Genomic DNA, 24,784 nt, shown 5'->3' with positions numbered 1-24,784 from the left:
GATATGCGTCAGTTATCACCTCAAATCCCTACAAAGGGAGCCCATTACAGGTGCTAAGGTATGTCCTGAAAACAGGTAGTCACCTTGCCGCCGCACATGGCACCTCCCCGCATGCCCTCGAAGTTCGACTCCAAGCTATTTCGGTTCGTGATGGCCGCGACGACGTGCGCTGTCACGGGCATGCTCTGCGTGTCACTGGCCGCCCCGAACGGTTACGTCTCGCCGGTGTATCTGGCGGCAGGCCTGGGGGTGGCTTATGCGCTGGGCTGGGGCGCCAGCATGTTCTGGCCGGTCTGGCTGGCGGGCACGATCGTCACGCTGCACTTCAGCTGGATGAGCGGTGCCACGGATTTACTCGGTCAGCCCTTGTGGCAGGCCTTTCTGATTGGCGGTGGTGCTGCCTTGCAAGTGCTGGTAGCACGCGCATTGGCGCGTTGGGTTGAGCCGGGCCCATTGGATTTGACGCAGCCCTCGCGGGCGGTGAGGTTTCTGCTGCTGGTCGGACCGGTGGCATGCCTGACCAGCGCCAGCGTGGCATGCCTGACCATGGTCATGCTCAATGGTTTGCCTTGGCAGACCGCGCCGCATATTTTTGTCGGCTGGTGGGCGGGTGATGCCCTGGGGGTGCTCGTCGGCGTCCCCATCATGCTGCCCATGGTGGCGCAGCCTGCTGACGTGTGGCGCCCTCGCCGGCGGCGCGTTGCCCTACCGCTGGCCATCACCGCACTGGCCCTGACCTTGTCCATCCGTCAGGTGCAGGACTGGGAAATCGAACGCAAAGATGCCGTTTTTGCGCAGGCGGTTGAATCCACGGCCAAGGCCGTGGATTTGCGGCTGACCGGCTACTTGCATGCGTTGGAAAGCATGGCTGGGTTGATTGAAGCATCGGACGAGGTGACACGCAGCGAATTCCAGCAAGCATCGCGCTACTGGCTGAACTCCTTGGGTGGCGTACAAGCCTTGGGATGGGAAGCGCGTGTACCGACTTCGGCATTGGCCTCGTTTGAAGCGCGGCAGCGCCAGTCTGGCTTACCGGACTACCGGGCGTTTGATGAGGGCCGGGTCCCGCCCAGTGGCGACGAAGTGGTCGCAATCACGTATGCTGAACCTCAGGACAAGAATCTTCGCGCGTTTGGATTCAATGTGTTATCACGCCCTGCGGCTCGTGAGGCTTATGAACGGGCGCGCGACACCGGCATGGCAGTGTCCTCTCAGGCCATGAAACTGGCCCAGGAAAGTGGGCATCAACGTGGTGTCGCCGTCTACCGAGCGATCTACCACGGCAAAACAGAATCGATAGAGGACCGCCGGCACGCCGCAACGGGTGCCGTGTTCCTGGCTGTGCGCATGGATGACATGATGCAGTCGATGATGCAGGGCGCGCCTGAGTACGTTGATGCCTGCCTCTTCGAGTACGCCGAAGGTCAGCGCAAGCTATTGGGGGGCGATGAGGCTTGCCATGCCGGCATTCCCGCCAGCGCCAAAGCGCACCGTACCGTCGTTCCCGTTTCGTTTGCGCAGCGAACATGGGAGCTGGACATTTGGGCCACCCAGCCGATCCCACTGCCTGGCGGTGGTGGCACGTATTGGCTGGCCGCAGCGGGTGGCGCATTTCTCAGCACGGCTCTGGCAGCACTCCTGCTGGCCATGACCGGTCACACGCGCCGACTGGAGCAAGCGCGCGACGAGGCCAAGGAATTGGCACGTCAGGCCGAGGCCGCCAATCGTGCCAAAAGTGACTTCCTGTCTCGCATGAGCCATGAACTGCGCACACCACTCAACGCCGTGCTGGGCTTTGCACAGGTGATGGAACTGGACAAGCAGAACCCACTGGCGGGCGCGCAGTTGCGGCGAACCAAACAGATCCAGCAAGCAGGTTGGCACTTGCTGGACATGATCGACGACGTGCTGGATCTGTCACGCATGGACACTGGCACCTTGCGGCTGGAAACAACGGCCATTCCCCTGACAGAAGCCCTGCAGTCCGTTGCCAATCTGTTTGACGAAATGGCCCGCCAGCAAGGCATCCATCTGAATTGGCCTGACCAGGTCCCGGCAAGCTGGGGTGTGCAGGCGGATGCAACCCGGCTGCGTCAGGTTCTGACCAACCTGGTGAGCAACGCCATCAAGTACAACAAGCCGGACGGTTCGGTGACGGTCAGAGTTCAACAATCTCGTGATGCCCAAGGACGCCCGCTGACACACTTCATCGTGGCCGACACGGGCTTGGGCATGAGCGATCAACAACTGTCGTCCTTGTTCCAGCCGTTCAACCGACTGGGCCGCGAACGCAACACACCGGATGGCACGGGCATTGGCCTCGTCATCAGCCGACACTTGGCCGCCTTGATGGGTGGCACGCTAGAGGTCAGCAGCCAAGATCATGTCGGCAGCACCTTCACGCTGACCCTCCCTGCCGCCAACGTGCAGATACCGGAGGCGCCAGCCACGACCGCAGTCATCCAGGAAGCCACGATCGCTCCGCGCGCTGCGCCCGCGCCCAAGCATGTGCTGTACATCGAAGACAACCAGGTCAATGGCGAGTTGATCCGAGTGGCCCTGATGACGCGCCCCGACCTGACGGTCACCGTCACCCCCACGTCAGAAGAAGGCCTGGCCTTGCTGAAACAGCACACGCAGACACGTCGGCCGGACCTGATCCTGCTCGACATGCACCTGCCCGATGTGTCGGGCATGGAGGTCCTGCACATCCTCAAGTCGCAGCCGGAGACCAGCAAAATTCCGGTTCTGGTGATTTCGGCCGATGCGCTGCCTGCCCAGATCGAAGCGGCCAAACAGGCAGGGGCCCTCGACTACATCACCAAGCCGGTCAACATGCCCAAGCTACTGGCGCAAGTCAACGCTCTGCTGGATCACTGATCACCGAGGAGCGTATTCGGGCACCAGTTCGTGCAAACGCGCACGCAGCACCGAGGGGTTGGCGGCGGTGTCATCGGACGCCAGAGCCATCAGGCGCTCCATCCAGTCGGCGGGCAACTCGCCGCGCAACTGTGCCAGACGCAGACGGGGATGCGGCGTGGGCAGCGTGGTGTCTGCATCGGCCAGCAACTCTTCGTAGAGCTTTTCTCCGGGGCGCAGGCCGCTGAAAACGATGGGGATCTCGGCCTCGGTGTGGCCGCTCAGACGAATCAGCTCACGGGCCAGGTCGGCAATCTTGACGGACTGCCCCATGTCCATCACGAACACCTGCCCCGACTCGGCCAGGGCGGCTGCCTGCAAGACCAGTTGCGCGGCTTCGGGGATGGTCATGAAGTAGCGAGTGATCTCTGGGTGCGTGACCGTGACCGGTCCACCCTTGGCGATCTGCTCCTTGAACTTGGGGATGACGCTGCCACTGGAGCCCAGCACGTTGCCGAAGCGCACCGCCATGTAGCGGGTGCCCGGCGCCTTGGAGGCCCAGTGTGACACCACCATTTCGGCCGCACGCTTGGTGGCGCCCATGACGTTGGTGGGGTTCACGGCCTTGTCGGTCGAGATCAGCACAAATCGCTTGACCCCGCACTCGGCCGCCGCCTGCGCCGCCAGGTAAGTGCCCAGCGTGTTGTTGCGCAAGGCCATCCAGGCGTTGTCGTCTTCCATCAAGGGCACGTGCTTGTACGCAGCCGCATGGAAGACCAGATCCGGCTGATGCAATTGCATGGCGCGACGCAAGGCAGACAGGTCCTTGACGTCGCCGACCAGGCGCACCAGAGGCAGGTGTGGGAAGCGCTCGCCGAGGTCCTGCTCGACCTGGTACAGCGCAAATTCGCTGAGTTCAAACAGGATGATGCGGCTCGGGCCAAAACGGGCAATCTGGCGACACAACTCGGAACCGATCGACCCCCCTGCCCCGGTCACGAACACGGCCCGACCGCTGATCAGGCTGGAGACGGCGTTCTCGTCGAGCTTGACGGCTTCGCGGCCCAGCACATCTTCGGGTTCGATGTCACGCACCCGGTCCACCCGGGAGCGACCTTCACGCAGTTCATCGGCCGATGGCACGGTGACCACGGGCAAACCGGTGGCAGAGGCCAGCGCCAGCACCCGCTTACGTTGCTCGACACTGGCCGATGGCATGGCCAAGACCAGATGGGTGGCGTCTTCGAGGTTGCGGGCATCGGCCAGCAGGTCCAAGCCGCCCAGGACGGGCACCCCGGCAATGCGGGCACCCTGCTTGCGTGGATCGTCGTCGAGCAAGCCCACCACGGTCCAGCCACGGTGCTGGATGCCGGCAATCAACAACTTGCCCGCTGCGCCCGCGCCCAAGACCAGCGCCCGCTGGCCGTTGGTGTGCGCCCCGGTACGCCGCGCCCGAGATGATTCGCTGAGCATGCGCACCGTCATGCGCGCCAAGGCCAGGTTGATGAGAGTGAGCACCGGATGCAAGGCCAGCACCGCTCGGGGCACCTCCACCAGTTGCGCCATCAGCACGACCACGGCACTGGCCAGGCCGGCGCCCAGGCACACCCAAGCCAGACGCGTGATGTCATGGAACCCGACGTAGCGCCAGCTGGCGCGCGGCACGCCCAGGGCCCAGGACACGGCGCTGTAAACAGCGATCACGCCCAACACCACAGCCCAGTCGTAAGCCGGACGCTCGTACAGCCAGCGCTCAACCCCCATGCGAAACAGGTAGGTGGTGTGCCAAGCCAGCAGGATCAGCAGGGCATCGGCCAGCATCACCGCCAACTGGCGACGGGGACGCAAATGATCCAGCAAACGGTCAATAGAGGTCCAAAGCATGGTGGACAAGAGGATGAAGACTTCAGAACACGAACGCCAACCTGCCATTGTGCCTGCTGTGGCAGGCGCCTGAGGTCACACCAGCCGCAAGACCAGATCGGCGTCGGGCTCGGCCACGCAGGGCAACATGCAACCCCATTCCTTTTCTTCCGGGCTGACACCGGGCCATTCCACGCGGTAGCGGACACGCCCCGATTCGATCTGACACATGCAGGTACGGCACGCGCCCGACCGGCAGGAGCGGGGCCAGTTCAGGCCGGCGGCCAGCGCAGCCTCCAAAATGGTCTGCCCGGGCTGGACCTCGAACACCGTCCCGGCCGGCAGCACCTGAACCCGATGGCGCACCGGCATCGCAGTCTCAGTGGGGCGCGACGGGGGACTGCCCGTCTGGCAGCGGGGTGTTTTCGGAGCCGGCTGCGGCCTTGACGCCCGCAGCCGTCACATCCACAGCGGTGCCCACCACGGTCGCGCCCACGCTCACGGCGGTCGAGGCCACACTGACCGCGGCATCGGCCACGCTCAGGACCGAGCACGCAGACAAGGCGGGCAGCATCAACAGGCACAAACTCAGTCGCTTCATGGGAACTCCGATGACCAGGGGTTCACGCATTGTCGCCCATGGCGGGCTCGAACAGCGGCAACTCGGGCGTAGGGTCCACGTCGGCTTCGACCTGTGCGGCATCGGCCTTGAGCAAGCCTTCCATCTTCACACCCAGCAAGCGCAGGCGCTGGTCCAGGGGCACCGTTTTGAGGCAACGCCCCGCCCACTGCCGAATGATCGACGCCTCGCGGGTGGGGGTCGGCATCGTGACGCTGCGGGTCACCGTGCGGAAGTCGTCGTACTTGAGCTTGACCCCGACGGTGCGCCCCACATAGTCCTTGCGCGCCAGGTCAGCGGCCACCTGTTCACACAAGCGGGTGAAGATGGGCGTGAGCAAGGCACGGTCCTCCCGAGGGTGCAGGTTACGCTCGAAGGTGGTTTCACGGCTCATGGATTTGGGCTCACGCCAGGTCACCACGGGCCGGTCATCGCGCCCATGAGCGGCATCGTGCAGCCAGTGACCGTACTGGCTTCCGAACTCGGCCAGCAGGGTGTGAAGCGGGGTCGCCGCCAATTCACCAATCGTGTGGATGCCCATGGCCGCCAGACGCTCGTTGGCCTTGGGGCCAATGCCGTTGATGCGGCTGGCGGGCAGCGGCCAGATGCGGGCCGGGATCTCATCGGCCATCAGCACCGTGAGGCCGTCGGGCTTATCCAGATCCGAACACAGCTTGGCCAGCAGCTTGTTGGGCGTGACACCGATCGAGCACGTCAGGCCGGTGGCCTGGGTCACCGCGTCCTTGAGTCGTCGGGCCAGTTGGCGAACCCCGCCCAGCGGGTCGCCATCGATGGCATCCTGCGCGCCCGGCACGTCAGTCAGGTCAATGTAGATTTCGTCGATGCCCCGGTCTTCCACCACGGGGGCGATCTCGGCCACGGCCGCCTTGAATTGGCGCGAATGATGGCGATAGGCCTCGAAGTCCAGCGGCAGCAAGATGGCATCCGGCGCCAACAAGGCCGCTTTCATCAAGCCCATGCCCGAATGCACGCCGAGCGCACGCGCGGGGTAAGTGGCTGTGGTGATGACCCCGCGCCCGGCGTAGTCACGCAACCGTGCGTGCTGAACCGGTTCACCGCGCGGGCTCGATGCCCCACCTGCTGGCCGACGGCCGCCCCCGATGACGATGGGCAAACCTTTCAGTTCGGGGTAACGCAACAACTCGACTGATGCGTAAAACGCATCCATGTCAAGGTGAGCAATCAATCGGCGGGGCGCGGTCACGGGCCAGACATTCACAGCAATGAGGCTGACGATTCTGACGCATCACGGGGCGACTTGCCGCCGGAGCACCGCGGCAGATTCAAGCCTTGACGTCGAGCAGGCTGCCCATCATCTGTTCTTCGGTCTGGATGCTGCGAAGATTGGCCCGGTAGGTGTAGCTGGCCTTCTTCTGTTCGACCAAGTCGGCCGCCAAGTCTGCACCCACTTCATCGGCTTGTGCCACCGATGCGGTCACGCCGCCCGACTCCTGACTTTGCTGGTTGACCACCTGTCGATGGAAACGCTCGGTTTGCGTGTTCGCAATGTTGTGCGAGGCCGCATCAAGCCGGGTCGAAGCCGCCTGCACACCCGATAAGGCAATGGATGAAATGGCACTCATGATGACCCCAAGGGATAGCCTGTCATCATTATCGGCAGGGGCTCGCCACAAGGAAAGCCCCTTCGCCAAAGGACCCGATGGTGGCCGTGCGGTAATCACGCGCCACGTCGGATCGTCATTTCATCATTTGATATCGAACTGCACCCGCGAACTGGGGCCCTTGTCCTGCGCAAGGCCGTCGACCCCGACCTTGGACGCGGTCAGCAGCACGCGCTCAGGCGAGAGCCGCGCCGACAGATAGGCCTTCACGGCATTGCCTCGCGTGTCGGCCAGCTCGCGCAACACCTCCGGCCCCACCGGCGCCGACGCCCTTAGCAAGGCCAGCATGTCCGCCGGGGGCAGCGACTTGGCCAAGCCCACCAGATTGCGCGGCTTTTTGATATCGGCGGCCTTGTAGGCAGCGGTCAGCCACGTGTCACGCTCGTCCGCGCCCACGCTCACGTCATCGGGCGACTGCCCAGTCGCCTTGGCCTTGGCCACGCGCATCAGCCGGTCCACATGAGCTTGCCGCAAACCGTCCACATCCACGGCTGGATCGGCTCGCCCCGTGGCCTCCAGCTTCAGCGCCGGTCGATCATTGAGCTTGCCCGCCAGGGCATCCAGACGTTGACGCGCCGCGTCGGACAACACCGCCGAACCCGCCTCGAACGGTACGAAGCCCAACTCGTCGCCGCCGCCACCCGACAGCAGTGAGAACGGCGCCGTCACGGCCTTCGTGATCAGGTTCACGAACACCCGCCAGATGATGCCGCCGACCGAGAACTGCGGATCATCCAGCGAGCCCGAAATGGGCAGGTTGATGTCGATTTCGCCGCGCGTGTTCTTCAGCAAGGACACCGCAAACAGCACAGGCAACTTGGTGGCATCCGGGCTGTCGGTCTTGTCGCCAAAGGTCAGCTGGTCCAGGAAGATCTTGTTGTCGGCTTCCAGTTTGCCGCCGTCCACCTTGTAGTGAACATTGACCGACAGCGAACCCTTCTCGATGTTGTAGCCGGCATAGCGGGCGGCGTAGGGCGTCAAACGGGTCAGCTCAATGCCCTTGGCGCTGCCTTGAATGTCGGTGTACAGACGGGGGCCCAGGGGGTGCAGTTGACCGGTGATTTGCAGCGGGGCGCCGTCGTCCACAGCACCCGCCACACTCACCGTGGCAGGCTCCGGCTTGTCGGATGCCACTGCGGAAATCGCCCCCTCGATGCGGGTCAGGTCGGCCGAGTAATTCGGCTTGATGAAGTTGTCGGTGAAGTCAATGCGGCCCTTGGACAACTGAATGCCTTGCCAACGCAACTTCATGGGCGCGGCAGCGGGGCTTGCCGGCGCAGCACCCGAGGGTGCAGACGGCACGGCCACAGATGTGGGCGAGGCCGGCTCAGGGGTGGTCAGGGACTTGGGCGCCGCCCCGGCCTCGCGCTTGGCAATGCTGGCCAAATTCAGCTGCCCGTTCGGGTTGATGATCACCCGACCATAGAAGGATTGCAGCGCCATCTTGCCCAGGTCGGCATCGATCTGCCCATCAGCCCAGCCCAAATTGGTTTTGTCCAAGGTGAGGCTGCGCCAGCTGAGAAAGTCCGCATCGTTCACGCGGTCCAGCACGCGAAGATCCGTCAAGCCCAGACGCCCCTGATAGCGTGCCGACAAGCCCTTGCGCGCGTCGTCCTGCACGATCAGACGCCCGTCGGCTTGCGCCTTGGCAGCTGCCAGTTGAATGTTGACGTGGGGATCGATGTAGGACTGCACAGCACGCAAATCCACGCCCGCCACACCCAGTTTGGCCTTGACCAGCAAGGGCTGGGGGCGCACCTCGGCTTGTACATTGATGCGTCCCTGCCCTTGGGCCAGCGCACGCAGGTCCACGGTCAGGGTCTGCGACAAATCGGTCGACACGTTCTGAACGGACAGATCCGTCTTTTGCACCGACAGCACCGCTGCGGGCGTCACCGTCTGGTCGGTCACCTGCACACGGCAGGTTTGACAACGCAACAACTTGAGCGCCACCACCGGTGCAGCGGCCGCCTTGACCTCCTTGGCGTGGCGGCCCGGCTTGGCCTGGCTTGCGGGCATGCCCAACCACGTTCCTTGTGCACCGCGGGTAAGGCGGGCATCCAGTTGATCCACGGTCACCGAGGCCACGTCCACACGCTTCAAACCTTTGGCCTCGGGGGCCAAAGACAACTCACCTGCCAGGCCATCGACCGCCAATCCTGCAAACTGAATCTGATCCTTGACACGCGAGGACGACGCTTGGGTCTGCACGTTCTGCAGGCGGATCACACCATCTGCCCACTGGATGGCCGGATCGCGCTGGAAGCGAGCATCCACCTTGGTCTGAACGGCCAACTCGCCCTGCTGAATCTGGACCGGCAGCGCCAAGCCACGCGCCATGGGGGTCAGCCAGGCGGGGATGTGGGCATGATCCAGGGCCAAAGCCGCCACCACGTGCTGCTGCGCCACCTGCACTTGCCCCTGCCCGTGCAGCTTGGCCCCATGCTGATCCGCCACATCCACCTGCCACGTGGCGGGTGCGGCCTTGGCATCCGAGCTCAAACCGCTGGCCTGAACCTGGATGCGATCCAGTCGGGGCCAGGGCGCATCGGCCTCGGTCTGCACATCCAACGCATCGGTCACCAACTGCAGTTTGGCCACCGACCACCGCCAAGCCGGCGAGGCGGTGGAAGCCGGGGGCGAGACCACCGCCGCCGCTTTCGCGGGTGCGGGCGACACAGCGCCAGCGACGGGCCGCACCTTCAACGTCAGGCCATCCAACGTGACCGAAGCCACGCTGGCCTGCTGTTCCAGCGGACGCGCATCCAGCCCATCCAGCTTGAACTGGCGCCAGCCCACCGCCACATGCCCCAAAGCCGGTGCATGCGCCACGGTCATGGCCAACTGGCTCAACTGCACGCCCCCCTGGATGGACAGCGAGGCCACAGCAGGCGCAGGGCGCTGCTCGAATCGCACTGTCAAGGCGGTGTCCAGCTTGCCTTGCCCAGGCGTGAGGCCCAGAGCCGCCGGCAGGAAGGGCTGCGCAGCCTCCAGCCAATGTGCCACGTCCACCGACTGCCAGTCCAGCTTGATTTCGGAGCGATGCCCAGCCTGGAACGGCAGCACCTTGCCCTGCAGGCTCAGGGGGCTGCCGTCAATCCGCGCCTTCAACTCCGGCGCCAGCTCCACATCAATCTGACTGGGCAGATTGGACACAAAGGGCACACTCAGGTGCAATTGGTCGACCACATGCTCCTGCTTCAGCACCCGATCGGTGTAGCGAATGACGCCATCGGTCAGCGCCACATTGAAGACCGCGAACCGAAGCGGCTCCCCCGCCGACCGCGGCGTGGGCGACGGCGCCATCAGCTTGTCGATCACCGGGCTGATGTTGAACCGCTGCGCAGACTGACGCGCCAGCCAGAACTCGGGCGCGGTCAGCTGAACACGACGGACCACCGGGGCCAAGCGCCACACCGATTCCAGAGAGAGCTGAACTTGCGCCTGCTTGAGTTTGAACCACGCCGCCCCGGGAGGCCCCATGGCCACATCGTCAGCAGCCACGGACAAAGTCCAAGGCTGAATGTGCAGCGCACCAATGTGCACCGGTGTACCGAGCGCTTCGGTGGCAGCCACTTCGGCCTTGGCGCGCACGAACCCCGGCAACCAGACGCCCACGCCCACCGTCCAGACAGCGGCCAGCGCCCCCACCAAGGCCAGCGGCTTGACCCATCGGGCCGACAAGAAAGTGGATTTTTCAGGAGCACTCATGGGCACACAGGCAGCAAACAGTCAGAGTTGGAATGGTACCCCTCGCCCCCTGCGCGCATGATGAAGCTTGAGTCAACTCAAAAAGATTCTTTCCAAATGAATCTTATGATGCGTTTCATGAAGCTCACCCAGTTCACCGACTACAGCTTGCGCGTGTTGATCTACCTGGCCACCGACCCGGAACGTCGCGCCACGATTGCCGAAATCGCTCGGGCCTTTGATGTGTCCGAGAGCCATCTGACCAAAGTCGTACACCACCTGAGCAAATGTCAGTACCTCAGCACCGTCCGCGGCAAAGGCGGCGGCATGGGGCTGGGGCGCGCACCGTCAGACATCCGCATTGGTGACGTCGTGCAAAGCACGGAAGGCGCATCCATGCCTGCCGAGTGTTTCGATCCCGAACGGCACACCTGCGTGATTGATCCGGTCTGCCTGTTGCGTGGCGCACTGCGCGAAGCCACTCAGGCTTTTTATGCCCAACTGAATCACTACACCCTGGCCGACATCACGCGTAACCACGCCGCACTGCATGAAGTACTCTTCTTTCCGCGGGAGACAGCATGAGTGAGACAACGCCGGTCGCGTCATGAAGTGGTAACGCCATGGGGGAAACCTCTCGGCTACATCTGGCTGCTCGCTGCAGTGGTTGATGGCCGGATCAAGTGCCACGCGCCACGAAACGCGTGGACACCACTCCCAACCCCATGAAATGCACTTGCACAGACTTGTCGACAGGCACCCAAGGCGCACCGGCGTATGAACCAGTGATGACCACTTGCCCCGCCTTCAGGGTCAGGCCGCGTTCGCACAGGTGGTTGACCAGCCAATACAGCGGGTCCCTTGGCTGCGCGGCAGGATGCACCCCCTTCACCACGTCTCCTGGGCAGTCGTCCACATCAATCCGGATGTCGATCTGATGCGCCTGCGCGCCCTGTTCGGATGAAATCGCCGGCCCCAACCACAAGCCCTGATTGACCAAACCATCGGCCAGGCGATCCGCGAACTGCACACCGGCATCTGCCACATACCGGTCATGGATCAACTCCAGGGCAAGGTGGGTGGAGGCAATGGCGGCGTCAATATCTTGCGGTGTGTACGCTTGCCCACAAGGCGGCAAGTCACGCCCCATCAGAAATGCCAACTCTGGCTCAATCTTCACTTGCGAGTGCGTTGCCCACACCGCACAGGGTGCTCGGTGTTGCAGACTGTGTCCGTAAATCGGGGCGACAACCACTTTATCGGGCGCAGGTAGCCCGCACTTCCAGCCACAGATCACATCGCCGGTCTGCGCAGCGAGCAAATCGGTCACGGCAGACTGAATTTGCAGCGCGTCATCCAGCGTCTGTGGGCGGCAAGCCGCCGGCAACACCGCACCGGCCTTGCCATGGCTGCGGCGCGCCACCAACGCTTGTGCGGCCTGGGTTGCCATCTCGATCGTGTAAGCCATGTATCACCTTCAACCGTTGTAGAAGGATTATGCGAGACTGATCGGATGACACTGCACTTGCCCACATTGCTGCTGCTCCAGATCACGGTCAGCCTGACCGTTGGGCTGGCGTTGCTCTACGTGTTGAGGGGGCCAGCTCGCCGCAGCCTGACCCCGATTGCCTGGGCCATGCTGGGCAATGCGGCGGCCTACGTCCTGTTCATCCTCCGTGACCAGATCCCGGATTTCCTGTCCATCGTGGTGGGCAACAGCATCCTGGCCATGGCGGTCAGCGGCATCTTGGTGTCCCTGCGGCTGTTTTACGGGCAACGCCCCCGGCATCTTCCCATCGTGGGCATCCCGCTTCTGTTTTTGGTGCCCGGCTTGATCCTGCTGATGGACGATGCGCCCAACCGGGTGATCCTGACCTCGTCCGTGGTGCTGTGCGAGCACCTGGCCATCCTCGCCACCCTGTTTCGATACGGGCGCATGCAACCCAGTCGGGGTGCCAATCTGGTGGCGCTCGGCACCCTGGTGATCAGCATGGGTCTGCTGGTTCGCATTGACACTGCCCTCACCGGTCCGGCCCGTTTGTTCACCCTGCTGACCAGCGACTGGCTCTTGATCGTCACGTTTGCATCCAGTTTCGTGACGCTGACGCTCTACATGACGGGTTTCATCCTGATGGCAGAAGAGCGCGCCCGTGAATCCACACGCACCCTGGCGATGGAGGATGTGTTGACACGTCTACCCAATCGGCGTGCCATCCTGGATGCCCTGCGGCGTCAGCTCGCACTGGCTGAGCGGAGTCAGCATCCGCTGACCATTCTGATGCTGGACGTTGACCATTTCAAGCAGGTCAACGACACCTATGGGCACCTCGCGGGCGACCATGTCCTGACCGCCGTCGGACAAACCATCCGCGAACGCCTGCGCACGCAGGATCTGGTCGGACGACTTGGGGGCGAAGAGTTTCTCATCGTGCTGCCCAACACCGATGAGGCCGGCGGCAAGCTGCTGGCGGAAGCCTTGCGCGAAGCCATCGCCGAGCACAACATCCACCACGACGGCGAAGACATCGGGGTGCGCGTCAGCATTGGCATGTATTGCCACCATCCTGCAGGGCAGTCGGAGCCTCAGGACCTCATCCGTGCAGCCGATGCGGCGCTGTACTCTGCCAAGAGCATGGGCCGCGACCAAGTGGTCATGGCCACCCCCATGTCAGCGCACTGATGCGCCTGCTGGCTGCTTCGCCTGGATGTCGGCCAAAGTGGCTTGCGCGGCGGTCAGCCATTCAGGCTCGGCAGCACGGGCACGCGATACGGCGCGCATTGCCGCATCGTGTGCTGCGCGCCATTCACCTCGTTCGCTGAGCAACGTGGCCCAGTTGTTCCAAGCAGCTGCACTGTCATGCTTTTGCAGCACCCGCTGGTATTCCTGCCCCGCCAAGTCGGTCTGACCTGCAGCGTACAAGCTGTTGGCGAGTCCCAAGCCCAACAATAAGCTGTCCGGCCATTTGGCCAGGGCTGGTGCATAGGCCTGTGCGGCTTTGCTCGCCGGCGCCACGCGTTCAAAGGCGAGCAGGGCTTCGGTGATGGCCGCCTCGTCCGACGTCGTGGGCAATTGCCCTGGCGGCAACACCACAAACGCCCAGTTCCCCGAACGCGCCCAACTGAACTCCAGGGTCGACAAGGGCAGGATCTGGCGTTCAGTGGTGCCGGAGCGCAGTACCGCTTCGCCCGCACGAAGGTCATATCCCACGACCACGGCGTAATGCCACAGCGGCTGAACACTCAGCCCCAGGTTGAGCAACACCACAGGGGCATGGCCGGCTGCGACTTCACGAAGCAAAGACGGCAGATCGCTACCAATGCGGGTCGCGACCAACTCATGGCGCCGCGCTGCTGCCAGCATCTCGATTTGCAGACTGCCCTGGCGTGCAGGCAAAAACACCGCACTTTCCAGTGCCTGGGGAGGCACCTGCACCCCGACGGCCCCCATGGCCGTCGCCAAGGCGGCGGGGCCGCACTGATTTTCAGTCTGAGGGAAGAACGGCACATCCCTCAGTTCCGCCACAGGCGCCATGCCCGCAGGGGGGTGCGCCATCACGGCGCGTGACTGGGTGGCCAGCAAATCGGCACAGCCCTGGAGACAGAAGGCCAGCATGCACGCGGCCATCCCCCTCCAGACTGCTGTCATTCGAAAACGAATCAACGAATCGAACGGGTGAAGGGGAAGACCTTGGTGAAGCCCAAGATATCCGTCACCAACAACAGCACGAAGATGAACACGATCGTGCCGAGGATGTCGGCCGCGCCCGCAGGTGCACGGTCGAGTTGGTCGGCCAATGCCACCACTTCCTGGTCAGACAGCGAAGCAATGCGCGCACGCGCTGCATCCATGTCCACACCCTTGGCCACCAAGGCCTCGGCCACATCGGCGCGATTCAGCGTCGCCAGCACTTGGGCACGACGCGCTTCCACCTGAGTCAGGCTGCTGTGCGTGGCCACGGAATCGGTCGCAATCATGGCGGCCTGAGCAGCCTGCAAGCCAGCGGTATGGCTCATGGCCATGGCAACAGTCCAGGCCAACAGCTTCTTGGTACGGGTCATCTCACGACTCCTATCGGTCAAACAACACATTCTCGATGGAGGCGAATCTTACTCAAGTCAGCCCGCATCTCACTGCCAAGAGATGTAAGCAGTTCCAACCGTCGCCCAAGCATCAAGCCCGCAAAGACCACCCATAGGCGACCAAAATGCCCAACGTCACCAGGGAGAGCCAGCCGATGAGCAGCCAACGCCAAAGCGACGGCGCATGGCGCAACTCCATGAAATCCAGGATCACCAGGCAGCCCTTGAGTGCGACCAAACCGAACATGAGCAGCACGGGCCATGCGCCCCGTCCATCTGCCAGCCCGCTTTCCCCCAGTGCGAACGTGATCAAGGTGGCGGCCAACAGGATGGCCCCATTGCGGTTCAGGTGAAACACCTGCTTGGCGGAGAAGGAAGGAAGGCTCATCGCATCACATAGACCAAAGGAAACAGCACGATCCACAGCAGGTCAACCATGTGCCAGAACGCCGCCCCTGTTTCGAGGGCATGACAATCGTGACGACCATACGCGCCCTGCCGGGTTCGGAACCACAAGAAGGCCAACCAACCCATCGCGGCCACCACATGCAGGAAGTGAAAGCCGGTCAGCATGTAATAGAACATGTAGAAGTCGTTGGTGGACATGTCCAAGCCCGCCTGCCACTTGTCTGCATATTCGTGCCCCTTGATGAACAAGAACGACACGCCGCAGGTCAAACTGCCCAGCAACCACCTGGCACTGGCACCAGATTCGTCCTGCCTCGCCGCATGCACGGCGCGCGCGACGCACCAACTCCCGGTGATCAGCAGCACGGTATTGATCACCCCGGCATGCAGATTCAAAGTGCGTTGCCCGGCATCGAAGACCTCCACCTGCCCAGCACGGGTGAAGGCGTAGGCCAGAAACAGCAGCGCAAAGGTCAACAACTCGGCCAGGATGACCAGCCAGATGGCCAAGTCACCCGCCAAGCGCGGCTCGTCCGGAGATGACGCGGTCATCCAACCACGGCAAAGTCAATCACGATGGCACCCGGTTCACGCTGCCGGTACTCGATGCTCACGCGGTCGCCATAGCGGGCGCGCAATTGATCCAGCAACGGCAGTGGATCGTGGTCATTGCAAAAGCGCATCGTTTCGCCGGACTGCAAAGCATCGAGCGCGCCAAAAATGGCGGCGTGGCGAAAGCGCTTGGCAATGCCACGCGCATCAAACGGATACAGCCCGGAAGGTGACAAATGCAGGTGAGGATGTGACACGATTTAAAGGTTCATTTTTGATGAACCTATTTTCACCAGATGACTCGGGCGAGACCATGCGCTAGGTCAAAGACGGCATCCTGATCTACAACTATGCCGATGCCGTGAAGCTGGCTGGCCATTCCTGCCCCACCGTGGCCTCGGCGTATGCGCTGGGCTACAAAGCCATGCAGCGGCTGTACCCCGAGACCGTGCCACAACGGGGTAGCGTGCGCATCCAGTTTCAGCAGCCTGTGACAGAGGGCGTCACCGGCGTGGCGGCCAGCATCCTGACCTTGCTCACCGGTGCCGCACAAGACGGTGGCTTCAAAGGCATAGGGGGGCAATTCGTGCGCCAGAACCGGCAGGTGTTCGATCACCCTGAGCAGGCGCTGCACCTGCGCTTCACCCGCCTCGACAACGGGCAGAGCATTGAAGCGCAAGCTCAATTGCATCGTGTCCCGGCGGCCCCAGAGATGGCGTCACTGCTGCCTCGGTGCGTCCGCGGCGAAGCCAGCCACGATGAGCGCGCTCGTTTACGAGAACTGTGGCAAGGCCGCGTGGCACGCCTGCTATGCCAGCACTGGGACGACGACGATGTGTGGTGTGTACGGCCGGTCTCCGACAGCCGGTGAGCCTCAGTAATGAGGGGGCAACTCATCTCGCAGACTGCGAAACGTGGGCGTTGACGCCCCCTGCTCGAGCTGGGACTGCAAGCGAGCCGTCTCGCGCACCAACAAATCAATTTGCTGCTGCTGTTGGACGATGACTTGGTTGAGGCTTTCGACCATGTCTTCCATGAACGCCATCTTGATCTCCAGATCGATCAGACGTTGTTCATCGGCGTGCACATCACTCATGACCGGACGCTCCTTGCGTGAAATCACGCATTCAGGGTGCAGGCCGCAATGCGGGCAGCACGGACAAAATCGGCTCGGGCGTCACGGCCGTCGGCGCCAGAAACGGGTTACCTTGGATCAGAACGATCGCGGCCGTGGGGGCTGCCCCGCATGCAAACAGCATGATGCTCATGAGGGCGGCACGGGGTTTGTCCACATGCACCACGGCCACGGACAACAGCGTCAGCAAGCCAAGAAAAGCCATGCCCAGCCATTTAAGTGGATTCACGTGAGTCTGACTCAATGAGACGCGCAAATCACGCTCACGTCGCATTTCGCTGACCTTGTCCAGCATCAGCTTTTGCACGGTGTCCCCCAAGGCCTCACGCACGTCCTTGGCCGCAACGCGAATCATCAGGGCATCTGCCCGCCGTTGCATGTCAGGGTGTTGCGTGCGCTGGGCCAACCACGACCACTCGTCCGCACTGGTTTGCCCATAGTCGACCATGGCTTGGCGCAACTGCAGACGCTGAACCTCGGGCAAGGGGGACGACAAAGCAGCCAGCGTGCGCAACGCATCGGCCTCACGATAGACCGCATTGATGGCGCGGTCGTGCGCACTCCAGGTGTCGTTGGCCAGAAACGCCAAGGTCAGGCCAAACATCATCCCCAGGATGTTGATGAAGGGCGGCACCACCCCTTGCCATGACACACACCAAGCCGCCCAACGCGACCGCCGCAACAGCCAATCGCAAGCCCACACGGCCAGAAACGTGCCCACCACCGCAACCACGGCATACGCGTAGTGGTCAAACGCACCCAGAACCGCAGACTGCATCACCACCTCACGCCACCGTCAAACCGGGTGCCTGCGCCTGCAAACGGGCCATGAACGTGGCAGGACGAGGTGTCGGACGTTTGGTGTCCACGTCAATGAACACGATCCCGCACTTGCCGCGCGCCACCTCCAGCCCGGAGTCAGCCTGAGACATCTTGAAGACCAGGTCAAAGCCGTACTTGTTGAAGTCCTGCGGCACCAGTTCCACCCGGAGCACATCCCCGTGGAAGCCTTCGGACTTGTATTGGGCAATCAGGTCACCGACGACGATGGAGGCATCGTCGCCCACATCAAACTCGGTGCAACCCAGCCACTTGAAGAAGCGCGCCCGTGCCTCGGACAGCAAAGTCAACAGTTGCGCGTTGTCCAGATGTCCCGCCTGGTTGACGTGACTGAGATACACCTGCACATCCGTGGTGTAGATGAAGGCTTCGGGCAAATCAAACTGAACACGTGCCATGGCACACCCTCACATCAGAATCCAAACGACGCGCCTGCGCCCAGCAAAGTCACGATCCCCAGCACCGCGAAGATGCCTGCGGCAATCGTGTGCACCAACTTCATCGGAATGCGTGCCGAGAGCTTGTCACCCACAAACACGGCAGGCACATCGGCAATCAACATGCCCAAGGTCGTCCCGATGACCACCATCAACGGTTGGGCGTAATGCGCCGCCATGGCCACGGTGGCAACCTGTGTCTTGTCGCCCATTTCAGCCAGGAAAAAGGTGACCAAGGTGGCACCAAACACACCCAGGCGGCTGGCGATCTGGGTTTCTTCCTCCTCGATCTCATCGGGGATCATGGTCCAGATGGCCATGCCGATGAAGGACAAGCCCAGCACCCAGCGCAACACCTGCGGGCTCAAGACCGACGTCACCCAAGCGCCCAAGGCACCTGCCAGACCATGGTTGATGATGGTGGCGAGCAAAATGCCCAGGATGATGGGCACGGGCTTCTTGAAACGCGCAGCCAGGATGAATGCCAGCAACTGGGTCTTGTCGCCAATTTCAGCCAGGGCGACCACGCCAGTCGAGACAAGAATCGAATCCAGTTGCATGATGAGATGTCCTTCAGAAGCCGGCGATGGTACCAGCGCCTGTTGACGCCCCTGAGGCGCCCCCAACCGTTTCAATCGACCAGGCGCCCTCCCCGATCACATTCAGCACTTTGCTGTGGAACGCCATGATGGCCTGGTGATGGCTGACCGAGATGGGCGTGATGGACAGTCCCGCCAACTGGCTGTAGAGCAAACGTTCGTTGTCCGCATCCAGCGCACTGGTGGCCTCATCCAGCAAAAGGTAGCGGGGCTTGGCCAGCAACGCACGCGCAAAGGCAAGTCGCTGCTGCTCACCAACCGATAACACCTTGCCCCAATCCAGTTCCGCATGCAACCCGCCAAAGCGCTCGGCCAGATCAGGCAAGTTCACGGCGGCCAGCCATTGCAGCAACTCGGCATCCGAAATATCGCGCTCGGTGTGCGGATACAGCAATTGCGCACGCAAATCACCCAACGGCAGATAGGGCTGCTGCGGCAGGAAAACCATGTCCGGGCTGGCCGGCCGGATCACCGCGCCAGACCCGGTGTGCCACAGCCCCGCGATGACGCGAAGCAGCGAACTTTTGCCCACCCCGCTGGGGCCCGTGATCATGAGGCCATGTCCTGGCGGCACATCCACCGTCAGGTCACGCAGGATCAGGTGCTCCTTGTTCGGGGTGTACACCGTCAGGCGCTGCAGGCTCAAATGCTGACCGGGTCGGGTCACCACACGATCAGCCGGCTGGCCTGGCTCCTGCTGAGTCGACTGGGCATCGTCGTCGAGTGAGCGTGAAAACGCATGCAGCCGATCCACGCCCGCTGAAAAACGACTCAAGCCCTCAAAGTGCTCCACGATGACCGACACGGCACTCAAAATGGCTGTGAAGGCTCCGGTCGCCTGAATGGCGCGGCCGACCTCCAGGTCACCCGACAACACATCGTTGGCAATGATGACCACCGGCAGCACCACGGTCAAAAAGCTGTGCGCATACTGAAACGTGTTCAGCTTCAACTGCCAGCGCAACACCTGCCGGTAGTTGGCGTACAGAGACTCGAACACCCGCATCAAGGCCGACATTTCTCGGGCCTCACCATCGTGCAAGGCGATCGGCTCGGCATGCTCTCGCACCCGAACCAGACCGAAGCGGAAATTGGCTTCCCGCTGCAGATGCAAGAAGTTCAGGCCAATCAGACGCCGACCGAACACGCCGCCCGTGAACACCGTGATGACCAGCGCGTAGCCAATGAGGAAGTAAACCAACCCTTGAGAGATGGACCACAACACCCGCGAAAAGGCGACCAACTGGATCATCGATGACAACAGGATCATCGAAAAGTACAGTGACTGCTGTGTGAACGAGTTGATGTCCTCCGCGATCCGCTGATCGGGGTTGTCAATCGCTGCACTGCTGTTGAGTCGGTAGTAAGCGCGATGAGTGAAATAGCGGTTCAGGAATCGTTCAGTCAGCCAGCGACGCCACCGCAAGCCCAAGGTGTCGCGCACAAAGTAGTACAGCCCATAGACCGGCACCGCAGCCGCCAGCAAGAAGGTATAGCGCTTGATGGACGACCAGAAACGGTCCGCATCCCCGGCGGCCAGTGCCGAGGTGAACTCGCCCGACTCATGGTTGAACGCCACGTTGAACCACGTCTGCCCCAAGAGCAAGAACATCAACAGGGACAGCAGGCCGATCGCCCGCCACTTTTCGTCGGACTCTCGCCAGTAAGGGGCCGCAATCTGCGCAAACCGCCGGGCCAGACGCGAGTTGAATCCGCGGTGATCAGCTTGATTCATGGGAAGTGGTCAATCCAGGGCGCCGTGCAAACGCCGCTTCAAGCTTGGATTATCCCCGGACTCGCATACGCCGATCGGAGGATGTGCAAAGCACTATATACACGGGTATATTGCGCTATCCCTCACTTGGATTCATGCCCATCATGCGTCGCATCCGACCGTCCGCCTTCATTGGTGCAGCCCTGGTTTGCCTCAGTACCCTGGTCCAGGCCGGTGAATTCACGGTATCGGCGGCCGCCAGTCTGACCAACGCCTTCAAGGAGATGGCACAAGGCTTCGCGCAACAAAACCCGGGCAGCAAAGTTCTCCTCAACTTTGGTGCGTCAGGGGCACTGTTGCAGCAGATCGCCAAAGGAGCCCCCGTGGATGTGTTCGCCTCGGCAGACGAGGAATCCATGGATCAGGCTGAAAAGCAGGGCCTCATCCTGACCAGCGGACGTCGCAAGTTTGCACGCAACACACTGGTCGTGGTCACCCCAGCCGAAAGCGCGGTGCGCCTGGGTTCACTGAAGGATCTGACGGCGCCTCAGATCAGAAGGATCGCCATTGGCAACCCGGGCAGCGTGCCAGTGGGACGCTACACCCAACGAGCCTTGGCATCCGCCAAGCTCTGGCCCACCCTCCAAGTCAAAGCGGTGAACACCCAGAACGTCCGCCAATCCTTGGACTACGTGGCACGCGGTGAAGTCGATGCGGGATTTGTCTACGCCACCGATGCTGCGATCATGAAAGACAAGGTGACGGTCGCCTTTTCCGTTCCGATCCAAGAGGCCATCCACTATCCGATTGCACCGATTGCGGGGTCGCTCCATGCGGATGACGCGCGTCGCTTCGTGGCCTATGTGCTGTCACCCGTTGGGCAGCAGACACTGGCCAAATATGGCTTCTTGAAGCCCTGAAGCGGGCGTTGCACGCATGGACATGGCATGGTCAGCCTGGTGGCTGTCGTTGAAGGTGGCCGGATGGGCCACGCTGCTCACGAGCCTGCTCGGGATTGGGGTGGGCTACGCGCTGGCCCGTCTGCGTTTTCCGGGCCGCAACTTGCTGGACACCCTCCTGACCTTGCCCATGGTCTTGCCCCCCACGGTGCTGGGCTATTACCTGCTGGTGCTGCTGGGTCGCAAGGGCTGGCTGGGCCGATGGCTGCAAACCACGTGGGACATTCAACTCATCTTCACATGGCAAGGCGCCGTGATCGCCGCCACCATCGTGGCCTTCCCGTTGGTTTTCAAGCCTGCACGTGCAGCGTTTGAAGGCGTAGATGCGCAACTCGAGATGGCTGCGCGGGTCCTCGGTTTGTCGGAGTGGGCTGTGTTCTGTCGCGTCACCTTGCCGTTGGCCTGGCGCGGCATCGTCGCAGGCATTTTGCTGGGCTTTGCACGCGCACTGGGTGAGTTCGGTGCCACGTTGATGGTGGCCGGCAGCATCCCGGGCAAGACACAAACGTTGTCCGTGGCCGTTTACGAAGCGGTGCAAGCCGGACAAGACGATGTTGCGGGTGTGCTGGTGCTCGTGATCTCGGTGACCTGCATGATCGTGCTACTCGCCGCACACCGCCTGGCACCCGGCCATCAAACGCACCGGACGTGAGGCTTCCCATGCTGGTCGATCTCGCTTTTGACAAAACACTCCACTCGCCTCACCGCACCTTCGCGTTGAAGGTGGCCTTGCAATCTGCCGCACAACGGATCGTCATACATGGCCCGTCCGGATCCGGCAAAAGCATGACGCTGCGCGCAATCGCTGGCTTGATGAAGCCAGATGCCGGGCACGTCTGCGTCAATGGCCGCACCTTGTTTGACTCAGGCCGGCGCATTGACCTCCCCACGCAAGACAGGCATGTGGGCTACCTGTTCCAGGACTACGCCTTGTTTCCTCACCTCACCGTGCGTCAGAACATCGCGTTTGGGCTGAGCAAGCATTGGCTCCCGACGCACCGTACACAGCAGGATGAGCGCGTCGACTACTGGCTCGCCGCGTTCCAACTGGAAGGGCTGTGCCACCATCATCCGCACGAACTGTCGGGCGGACAACGGCAACGCACGGCACTCGCGCGCACCCTGGTCACTCAGCCCGAGATTCTGTTGCTGGATGAACCCTTTGCCGCCCTGGATCAGGCGCTGAGAGACACCTTGCGCGAAGAGCTGGATGCCGTCCAGCGTCGGCTCAACATCCCGATGATCCTGATCACACACGACAGGGAAGACGTTGCCGCCTTTGGCGATGACGTCTTCCACATGGACAACGGCATCATCGTCAGGTGAAGCCACGGCACGACATCGACCCCATGCCCACAACCACTCCTCCGCTGTCACTGGAAGGTGCCATCTGGCTGAGCGCCGATGGCGAAAAGCTGGGCGGCAGCGCCCGCATGGCCCTGCTCGCGCAATTGGCCCAAAGTGGCTCCATCACCCAGGCGGCCAAAGTCGTTGGCATGAGCTACAAAGGCGCCTGGGATGCCATCGACACCATGAACAATCTGGCGGGCGAGCCACTGGTCGAGCGGGCAGCAGGCGGAAAAGGCGGGGGCGGCACACGTCTGACCGCACGTGGCCAGCAATTGGTCCACAACTTTCAGGTGATTGAGCAAGCGCACCAAGCCTTTGTGCAACAACTGGCACAGCAAGCACAACACCTCACACAGGACTATCTGCTTTTGAAGCACCTTGCCGTGAAAACCAGCGCACGCAACCAGTTTCTCGGTACCGTCACAGCAGTGAAGCGCGGTGCCGTCAACGACGAAGTCTCACTGAAGCTGGCATCCGGTCACGACATCACAGCCATCGTGACACACGACAGCACCCTCTCACTGGCCTTGACGCCGGGCGTCAAGGCCTTCGCGCTGGTCAAGTCGTCTTCCATCATCCTGATGCCCGCTGACGCTTCGGTTCAACTGTCTGCGCGCAACCAACTCAGTGGAGTCGTCGCCCGTGTGCAAGACGGTGCGGTCAACACCGAAGTGGTCATCGATCTGGGAGAAAGCCTGAGCGTCGCGGCCATCGTGACGAGCGAGAGCTGCCAGAATCTGGCCATCGTGGTCGGCCAGCCCATGACGGCCGTGTTCAAGGCCTCCAGCGTCATCGTAGGTGTGCCGGCCTGATCCCAGACCCACTCTGACCAGGAGCCCAGATGGCCACCACAGCAGAAGTCGCCGCGTTCATCGCCCAGGAATTTCCGCACTCCAAGATTCGCATCGATGCGGTGGGACAGGGTGGAGCCACCGTGTCGCTGCACGTGGAGGCAAACGACCTGCGGCCGGGTGGCACGGTTTCGGGCCCCACCTTGATGGGTGTGGCGGATGTGGCCTTGTACGTGGCGATCCTGGGTGAAATCGGCATCGTGCCGCTGGCGGTGACCACCAACCTGAACATCAATTTCCTGCGCAAGCCCGATGGCGACAAGCGTGTCATCGGGGTGTGCAAGCTCATCAAGACGGGCCGAACGCTGGCCGTGGGCGAAGTCTCTTTGTACTCAGAGGGGAAACCGGAACCTGTTGCCCATGTGGTGGGGACGTACGCGATTCCGGCGCCAACGAGCTGATCACTCCATCGAGCCGCCGGCTGCAACCAAGCTGTACACCACCGGAATCGTCAGATGCAGGTGGCGCTCGGGACCGCCAGAGGCGTGGGCCGCCGCCTCAGAAGATTCTCTGAGCAACTGCATCGCGGCGGCATCCAGACTGTCATACCCACTGCTGCGACTCACTGCTACGGCGATCAGCTCGCCCTTGGCCGAGAACTCTGCGCTGATCTCCACGGTTCCCTGCAAGCGCATGCGCCGGGCTTGAACGGGATACCGCTTGCGCTGAAACAACATCCCACTCAGCACATCCCGCCAAACGATCGCTGTCGCTGAGGCGTCTTTGGCCGCGGTGGACTTTGCACCACTTCCTGCTGTCGTCATGGTCTGGTTGACCGTACCCGTCGTCGCCACAGATCGCAAAGGCTCTGACGATACGGCAGGTTCTGCCGCCGGCACCATCGTTGTTGGGGCCGCCGCTGCAACACGTGCAGGGACCGCCGCCATCGCTGCTGGAGGAACGGCAGGCATCGGCGCCTCAGGATGCCTAACGGCTTGCGACGGGACCACCGGCATGGCTGCTGGCCTGGCAGGTTCCACGTGGATGGATTCGGAAAGGATGCGAACGTGCACCGCATCGACAGGCTCTGCGGCCATGGCGCTCACCTGCTTACCTGAGCCTGAGGCCAAGATCAGCATCAAGACCCCATGCAACAAGGCCGAGCCAAACACCCCAACGAGCAGCTTGAGATGCGGAGGTAGCGTGCCACACCACAACCCTTGGCCTGTCCTGCGCATGCGAATC

The 24,784-nt window shown here is 62.4% G+C and carries 27 protein-coding genes; 9 read left to right on the top strand and 18 right to left on the bottom strand.

Features of this window, described 5'->3' with window-relative positions; translation table 11 throughout:
- Positions 1-111: 111 nt before the first annotated feature.
- The gene (locus ACOYNB_RS02850; RefSeq protein ID WP_422837606.1) at positions 112-2,880 is read left to right on the top strand and encodes a CHASE domain-containing protein; all 2,769 of its coding nucleotides are present in this window, start codon (positions 112-114) and stop codon (positions 2,878-2,880) included.
- Here the strand turns inward: ACOYNB_RS02850 and ACOYNB_RS02845 are convergent, their stop codons facing one another.
- The 6 genes from ACOYNB_RS02845 to ACOYNB_RS02820 form a co-directional block, all read right to left on the bottom strand.
- Entirely contained in the window at positions 2,881-4,743 is a 1,863-nt protein-coding gene (locus tag ACOYNB_RS02845; RefSeq protein WP_422837605.1) for a polysaccharide biosynthesis protein, read from the bottom strand. It lies immediately after the preceding gene.
- Positions 4,744-4,818: 75 nt separating this feature from the next.
- Positions 4,819-5,094, bottom strand: coding sequence for a 2Fe-2S iron-sulfur cluster-binding protein (locus tag ACOYNB_RS02840; protein WP_422837604.1), 276 nt, complete (start codon positions 5,092-5,094; stop codon positions 4,819-4,821).
- A 7-nt stretch (positions 5,095-5,101) separates the two neighbouring features.
- Positions 5,102-5,323 carry a hypothetical protein gene (locus tag ACOYNB_RS02835; RefSeq protein WP_422837603.1) on the bottom strand — a complete coding sequence of 74 codons (222 nt, stop codon included), beginning with the start codon at positions 5,321-5,323 and terminating at the stop codon, positions 5,102-5,104.
- A gap of 22 nt (positions 5,324-5,345) precedes the next feature.
- A complete protein-coding gene (dinB, locus tag ACOYNB_RS02830; RefSeq protein ID WP_422837602.1) occupies positions 5,346-6,566 on the bottom strand; it encodes a DNA polymerase IV in 1,221 nt (406 codons plus the stop codon).
- A 79-nt stretch (positions 6,567-6,645) separates the two neighbouring features.
- A complete protein-coding gene (locus tag ACOYNB_RS02825; protein WP_422837601.1) occupies positions 6,646-6,945 on the bottom strand; it encodes a flagellar basal body protein in 300 nt (99 codons plus the stop codon).
- A gap of 123 nt (positions 6,946-7,068) precedes the next feature.
- Positions 7,069-10,695 (bottom strand): DUF748 domain-containing protein, encoded by a 3,627-nt coding sequence (locus ACOYNB_RS02820; protein WP_422837600.1) that lies wholly within the window; start codon positions 10,693-10,695, stop codon positions 7,069-7,071.
- Positions 10,696-10,800: 105 nt separating this feature from the next.
- Here ACOYNB_RS02820 and ACOYNB_RS02815 point away from each other — a divergent pair, with 105 nt between their 5' ends.
- Complete coding sequence (locus ACOYNB_RS02815) at positions 10,801-11,259, top strand: Rrf2 family transcriptional regulator (RefSeq protein WP_422837599.1); 459 nt, start codon at positions 10,801-10,803, stop codon at positions 11,257-11,259.
- Between the two features lie 94 nt (positions 11,260-11,353).
- On the opposite strand, the gene ACOYNB_RS02810 is transcribed toward ACOYNB_RS02815, so the two are convergent.
- Entirely contained in the window at positions 11,354-12,142 is a 789-nt protein-coding gene (locus tag ACOYNB_RS02810; RefSeq protein WP_422837598.1) for a 2-keto-4-pentenoate hydratase, read from the bottom strand.
- A 45-nt stretch (positions 12,143-12,187) separates the two neighbouring features.
- Between ACOYNB_RS02810 and ACOYNB_RS02805 the strand changes: the two genes are divergently transcribed.
- Positions 12,188-13,354 (top strand): GGDEF domain-containing protein, encoded by a 1,167-nt coding sequence (locus tag ACOYNB_RS02805; protein ID WP_422837597.1) that lies wholly within the window; start codon positions 12,188-12,190, stop codon positions 13,352-13,354.
- On the opposite strand, the gene ACOYNB_RS02800 is transcribed toward ACOYNB_RS02805, so the two are convergent.
- The 5 genes from ACOYNB_RS02800 to ACOYNB_RS02780 form a co-directional block, all read right to left on the bottom strand.
- On the bottom strand, positions 13,343-14,299 hold the full coding sequence (locus ACOYNB_RS02800) for a PA2778 family cysteine peptidase (protein WP_422837596.1): 957 nt from the start codon (positions 14,297-14,299) through the stop codon (positions 13,343-13,345). The genes ACOYNB_RS02805 and ACOYNB_RS02800 overlap by 12 nt on opposite strands.
- A 32-nt stretch (positions 14,300-14,331) precedes the next feature.
- Positions 14,332-14,733: a PA2779 family protein gene (locus tag ACOYNB_RS02795; RefSeq protein WP_422837595.1), complete on the bottom strand. Its 402-nt coding sequence runs from the start codon at positions 14,731-14,733 to the stop codon at positions 14,332-14,334.
- 112 nt (positions 14,734-14,845) lie between these two features.
- Positions 14,846-15,142 (bottom strand): cytochrome C oxidase subunit IV family protein, encoded by a 297-nt coding sequence (locus ACOYNB_RS02790; RefSeq protein ID WP_422837594.1) that lies wholly within the window; start codon positions 15,140-15,142, stop codon positions 14,846-14,848.
- Positions 15,139-15,714, bottom strand: a complete 576-nt coding sequence (locus ACOYNB_RS02785; protein WP_422837593.1) for a cytochrome c oxidase subunit 3 family protein — start codon at positions 15,712-15,714, stop codon at positions 15,139-15,141. Before ACOYNB_RS02785 ends, ACOYNB_RS02790 begins: the two co-directional genes overlap by 4 nt.
- Complete coding sequence (locus tag ACOYNB_RS02780; protein ID WP_374257211.1) at positions 15,711-15,971, bottom strand: DUF2249 domain-containing protein; 261 nt, start codon at positions 15,969-15,971, stop codon at positions 15,711-15,713. The genes ACOYNB_RS02785 and ACOYNB_RS02780 overlap by 4 nt, the downstream gene beginning before the upstream one ends.
- A 104-nt stretch (positions 15,972-16,075) precedes the next feature.
- Between ACOYNB_RS02780 and ACOYNB_RS02775 the strand changes: the two genes are divergently transcribed.
- Positions 16,076-16,585: a hypothetical protein gene (locus ACOYNB_RS02775; protein ID WP_422837592.1), complete on the top strand. Its 510-nt coding sequence runs from the start codon at positions 16,076-16,078 to the stop codon at positions 16,583-16,585.
- 3 nt (positions 16,586-16,588) lie between these two features.
- Here the strand turns inward: ACOYNB_RS02775 and ACOYNB_RS02770 are convergent, their stop codons facing one another.
- Genes ACOYNB_RS02770 through ACOYNB_RS02750 form a run of 5 tightly spaced genes read right to left on the bottom strand, consistent with a single transcriptional unit; the run spans position 16,589 to position 20,460 of the window.
- On the bottom strand, positions 16,589-16,810 hold the full coding sequence (locus ACOYNB_RS02770; RefSeq protein ID WP_422837591.1) for a SlyX family protein: 222 nt from the start codon (positions 16,808-16,810) through the stop codon (positions 16,589-16,591).
- A gap of 31 nt (positions 16,811-16,841) precedes the next feature.
- Positions 16,842-17,627, bottom strand: coding sequence for a hypothetical protein (locus ACOYNB_RS02765; RefSeq protein ID WP_422837590.1), 786 nt, complete (start codon positions 17,625-17,627; stop codon positions 16,842-16,844).
- Between the two features lie 7 nt (positions 17,628-17,634).
- On the bottom strand, positions 17,635-18,087 hold the full coding sequence (locus ACOYNB_RS02760; protein ID WP_422837589.1) for an acyl-CoA thioesterase: 453 nt from the start codon (positions 18,085-18,087) through the stop codon (positions 17,635-17,637).
- 14 nt (positions 18,088-18,101) lie between these two features.
- Entirely contained in the window at positions 18,102-18,680 is a 579-nt protein-coding gene (locus ACOYNB_RS02755) for a TMEM165/GDT1 family protein (protein ID WP_422837682.1), read from the bottom strand.
- A gap of 19 nt (positions 18,681-18,699) precedes the next feature.
- Positions 18,700-20,460 (bottom strand): ABC transporter ATP-binding protein/permease, encoded by a 1,761-nt coding sequence (locus tag ACOYNB_RS02750; protein ID WP_422837588.1) that lies wholly within the window; start codon positions 20,458-20,460, stop codon positions 18,700-18,702.
- Positions 20,461-20,603: 143 nt separating this feature from the next.
- Between ACOYNB_RS02750 and modA the strand changes: the two genes are divergently transcribed.
- From modA to ACOYNB_RS02725, 5 genes are read left to right on the top strand one after another with little or no spacing between them, the layout of a single operon-like run.
- Entirely contained in the window at positions 20,604-21,359 is a 756-nt protein-coding gene (gene modA / locus ACOYNB_RS02745) for a molybdate ABC transporter substrate-binding protein (protein ID WP_422837587.1), read from the top strand.
- Positions 21,360-21,375: 16 nt separating this feature from the next.
- A complete protein-coding gene (modB, locus tag ACOYNB_RS02740; RefSeq protein WP_422837586.1) occupies positions 21,376-22,050 on the top strand; it encodes a molybdate ABC transporter permease subunit in 675 nt (224 codons plus the stop codon).
- Positions 22,051-22,058: 8 nt separating this feature from the next.
- Positions 22,059-22,724: a sulfate/molybdate ABC transporter ATP-binding protein gene (locus ACOYNB_RS02735; RefSeq protein ID WP_422837585.1), complete on the top strand. Its 666-nt coding sequence runs from the start codon at positions 22,059-22,061 to the stop codon at positions 22,722-22,724.
- 23 nt (positions 22,725-22,747) lie between these two features.
- Positions 22,748-23,560, top strand: coding sequence for a TOBE domain-containing protein (locus ACOYNB_RS02730; RefSeq protein ID WP_422837584.1), 813 nt, complete (start codon positions 22,748-22,750; stop codon positions 23,558-23,560).
- Positions 23,561-23,589: 29 nt separating this feature from the next.
- Positions 23,590-24,000: a PaaI family thioesterase gene (locus ACOYNB_RS02725; protein ID WP_422837583.1), complete on the top strand. Its 411-nt coding sequence runs from the start codon at positions 23,590-23,592 to the stop codon at positions 23,998-24,000.
- Here ACOYNB_RS02725 and ACOYNB_RS02720 read toward each other — a convergent pair whose 3' ends face one another.
- A complete protein-coding gene (locus tag ACOYNB_RS02720) occupies positions 24,001-24,777 on the bottom strand; it encodes an energy transducer TonB (RefSeq protein ID WP_422837582.1) in 777 nt (258 codons plus the stop codon).
- Positions 24,778-24,784 lie beyond the last annotated feature (7 nt).

The organism is Aquabacterium sp., assembly GCF_049317225.1.
Taxonomy (GTDB): domain Bacteria; phylum Pseudomonadota; class Gammaproteobacteria; order Burkholderiales; family Burkholderiaceae_C; genus Aquabacterium.
The sequence above is the reverse complement of the archived record's forward strand: the minus strand, read 5'-3'. Positions and strand labels throughout refer to the sequence as shown.

Bases quoted from the DNA above. Each gene is read 5' to 3' on its own strand.
- ACOYNB_RS02850 (WP_422837606.1), top strand. From the start codon at position 112: ATGCCCTCGAAGTTCGACTCCAAGCTATTTCGGTTCGTGATGGCCGCG.
- ACOYNB_RS02845 (WP_422837605.1), bottom strand. From the start codon at position 4,743: ATGCTTTGGACCTCTATTGACCGTTTGCTGGATCATTTGCGTCCCCGT.
- ACOYNB_RS02840 (WP_422837604.1), bottom strand. From the start codon at position 5,094: ATGCCGGTGCGCCATCGGGTTCAGGTGCTGCCGGCCGGGACGGTGTTC.
- ACOYNB_RS02835 (WP_422837603.1), bottom strand. From the start codon at position 5,323: ATGAAGCGACTGAGTTTGTGCCTGTTGATGCTGCCCGCCTTGTCTGCG.
- ACOYNB_RS02825 (WP_422837601.1), bottom strand. From the start codon at position 6,945: ATGAGTGCCATTTCATCCATTGCCTTATCGGGTGTGCAGGCGGCTTCG.
- ACOYNB_RS02820 (WP_422837600.1), bottom strand. From the start codon at position 10,695: ATGAGTGCTCCTGAAAAATCCACTTTCTTGTCGGCCCGATGGGTCAAG.
- ACOYNB_RS02815 (WP_422837599.1), top strand. From the start codon at position 10,801: ATGATGCGTTTCATGAAGCTCACCCAGTTCACCGACTACAGCTTGCGC.
- ACOYNB_RS02810 (WP_422837598.1), bottom strand. From the start codon at position 12,142: ATGGCTTACACGATCGAGATGGCAACCCAGGCCGCACAAGCGTTGGTG.
- ACOYNB_RS02805 (WP_422837597.1), top strand. From the start codon at position 12,188: ATGACACTGCACTTGCCCACATTGCTGCTGCTCCAGATCACGGTCAGC.
- ACOYNB_RS02800 (WP_422837596.1), bottom strand. From the start codon at position 14,299: ATGGCCGCGTGCATGCTGGCCTTCTGTCTCCAGGGCTGTGCCGATTTG.
- ACOYNB_RS02795 (WP_422837595.1), bottom strand. From the start codon at position 14,733: ATGACCCGTACCAAGAAGCTGTTGGCCTGGACTGTTGCCATGGCCATG.
- ACOYNB_RS02790 (WP_422837594.1), bottom strand. From the start codon at position 15,142: ATGAGCCTTCCTTCCTTCTCCGCCAAGCAGGTGTTTCACCTGAACCGC.
- ACOYNB_RS02785 (WP_422837593.1), bottom strand. From the start codon at position 15,714: ATGACCGCGTCATCTCCGGACGAGCCGCGCTTGGCGGGTGACTTGGCC.
- ACOYNB_RS02770 (WP_422837591.1), bottom strand. From the start codon at position 16,810: ATGAGTGATGTGCACGCCGATGAACAACGTCTGATCGATCTGGAGATC.
- ACOYNB_RS02765 (WP_422837590.1), bottom strand. From the start codon at position 17,627: ATGCAGTCTGCGGTTCTGGGTGCGTTTGACCACTACGCGTATGCCGTG.
- ACOYNB_RS02760 (WP_422837589.1), bottom strand. From the start codon at position 18,087: ATGGCACGTGTTCAGTTTGATTTGCCCGAAGCCTTCATCTACACCACG.
- ACOYNB_RS02750 (WP_422837588.1), bottom strand. From the start codon at position 20,460: ATGAATCAAGCTGATCACCGCGGATTCAACTCGCGTCTGGCCCGGCGG.
- modA (WP_422837587.1), top strand. From the start codon at position 20,604: ATGCGTCGCATCCGACCGTCCGCCTTCATTGGTGCAGCCCTGGTTTGC.
- modB (WP_422837586.1), top strand. From the start codon at position 21,376: ATGGACATGGCATGGTCAGCCTGGTGGCTGTCGTTGAAGGTGGCCGGA.
- ACOYNB_RS02735 (WP_422837585.1), top strand. From the start codon at position 22,059: ATGCTGGTCGATCTCGCTTTTGACAAAACACTCCACTCGCCTCACCGC.
- ACOYNB_RS02730 (WP_422837584.1), top strand. From the start codon at position 22,748: ATGCCCACAACCACTCCTCCGCTGTCACTGGAAGGTGCCATCTGGCTG.
- ACOYNB_RS02725 (WP_422837583.1), top strand. From the start codon at position 23,590: ATGGCCACCACAGCAGAAGTCGCCGCGTTCATCGCCCAGGAATTTCCG.
- ACOYNB_RS02720 (WP_422837582.1), bottom strand. From the start codon at position 24,777: ATGCGCAGGACAGGCCAAGGGTTGTGGTGTGGCACGCTACCTCCGCAT.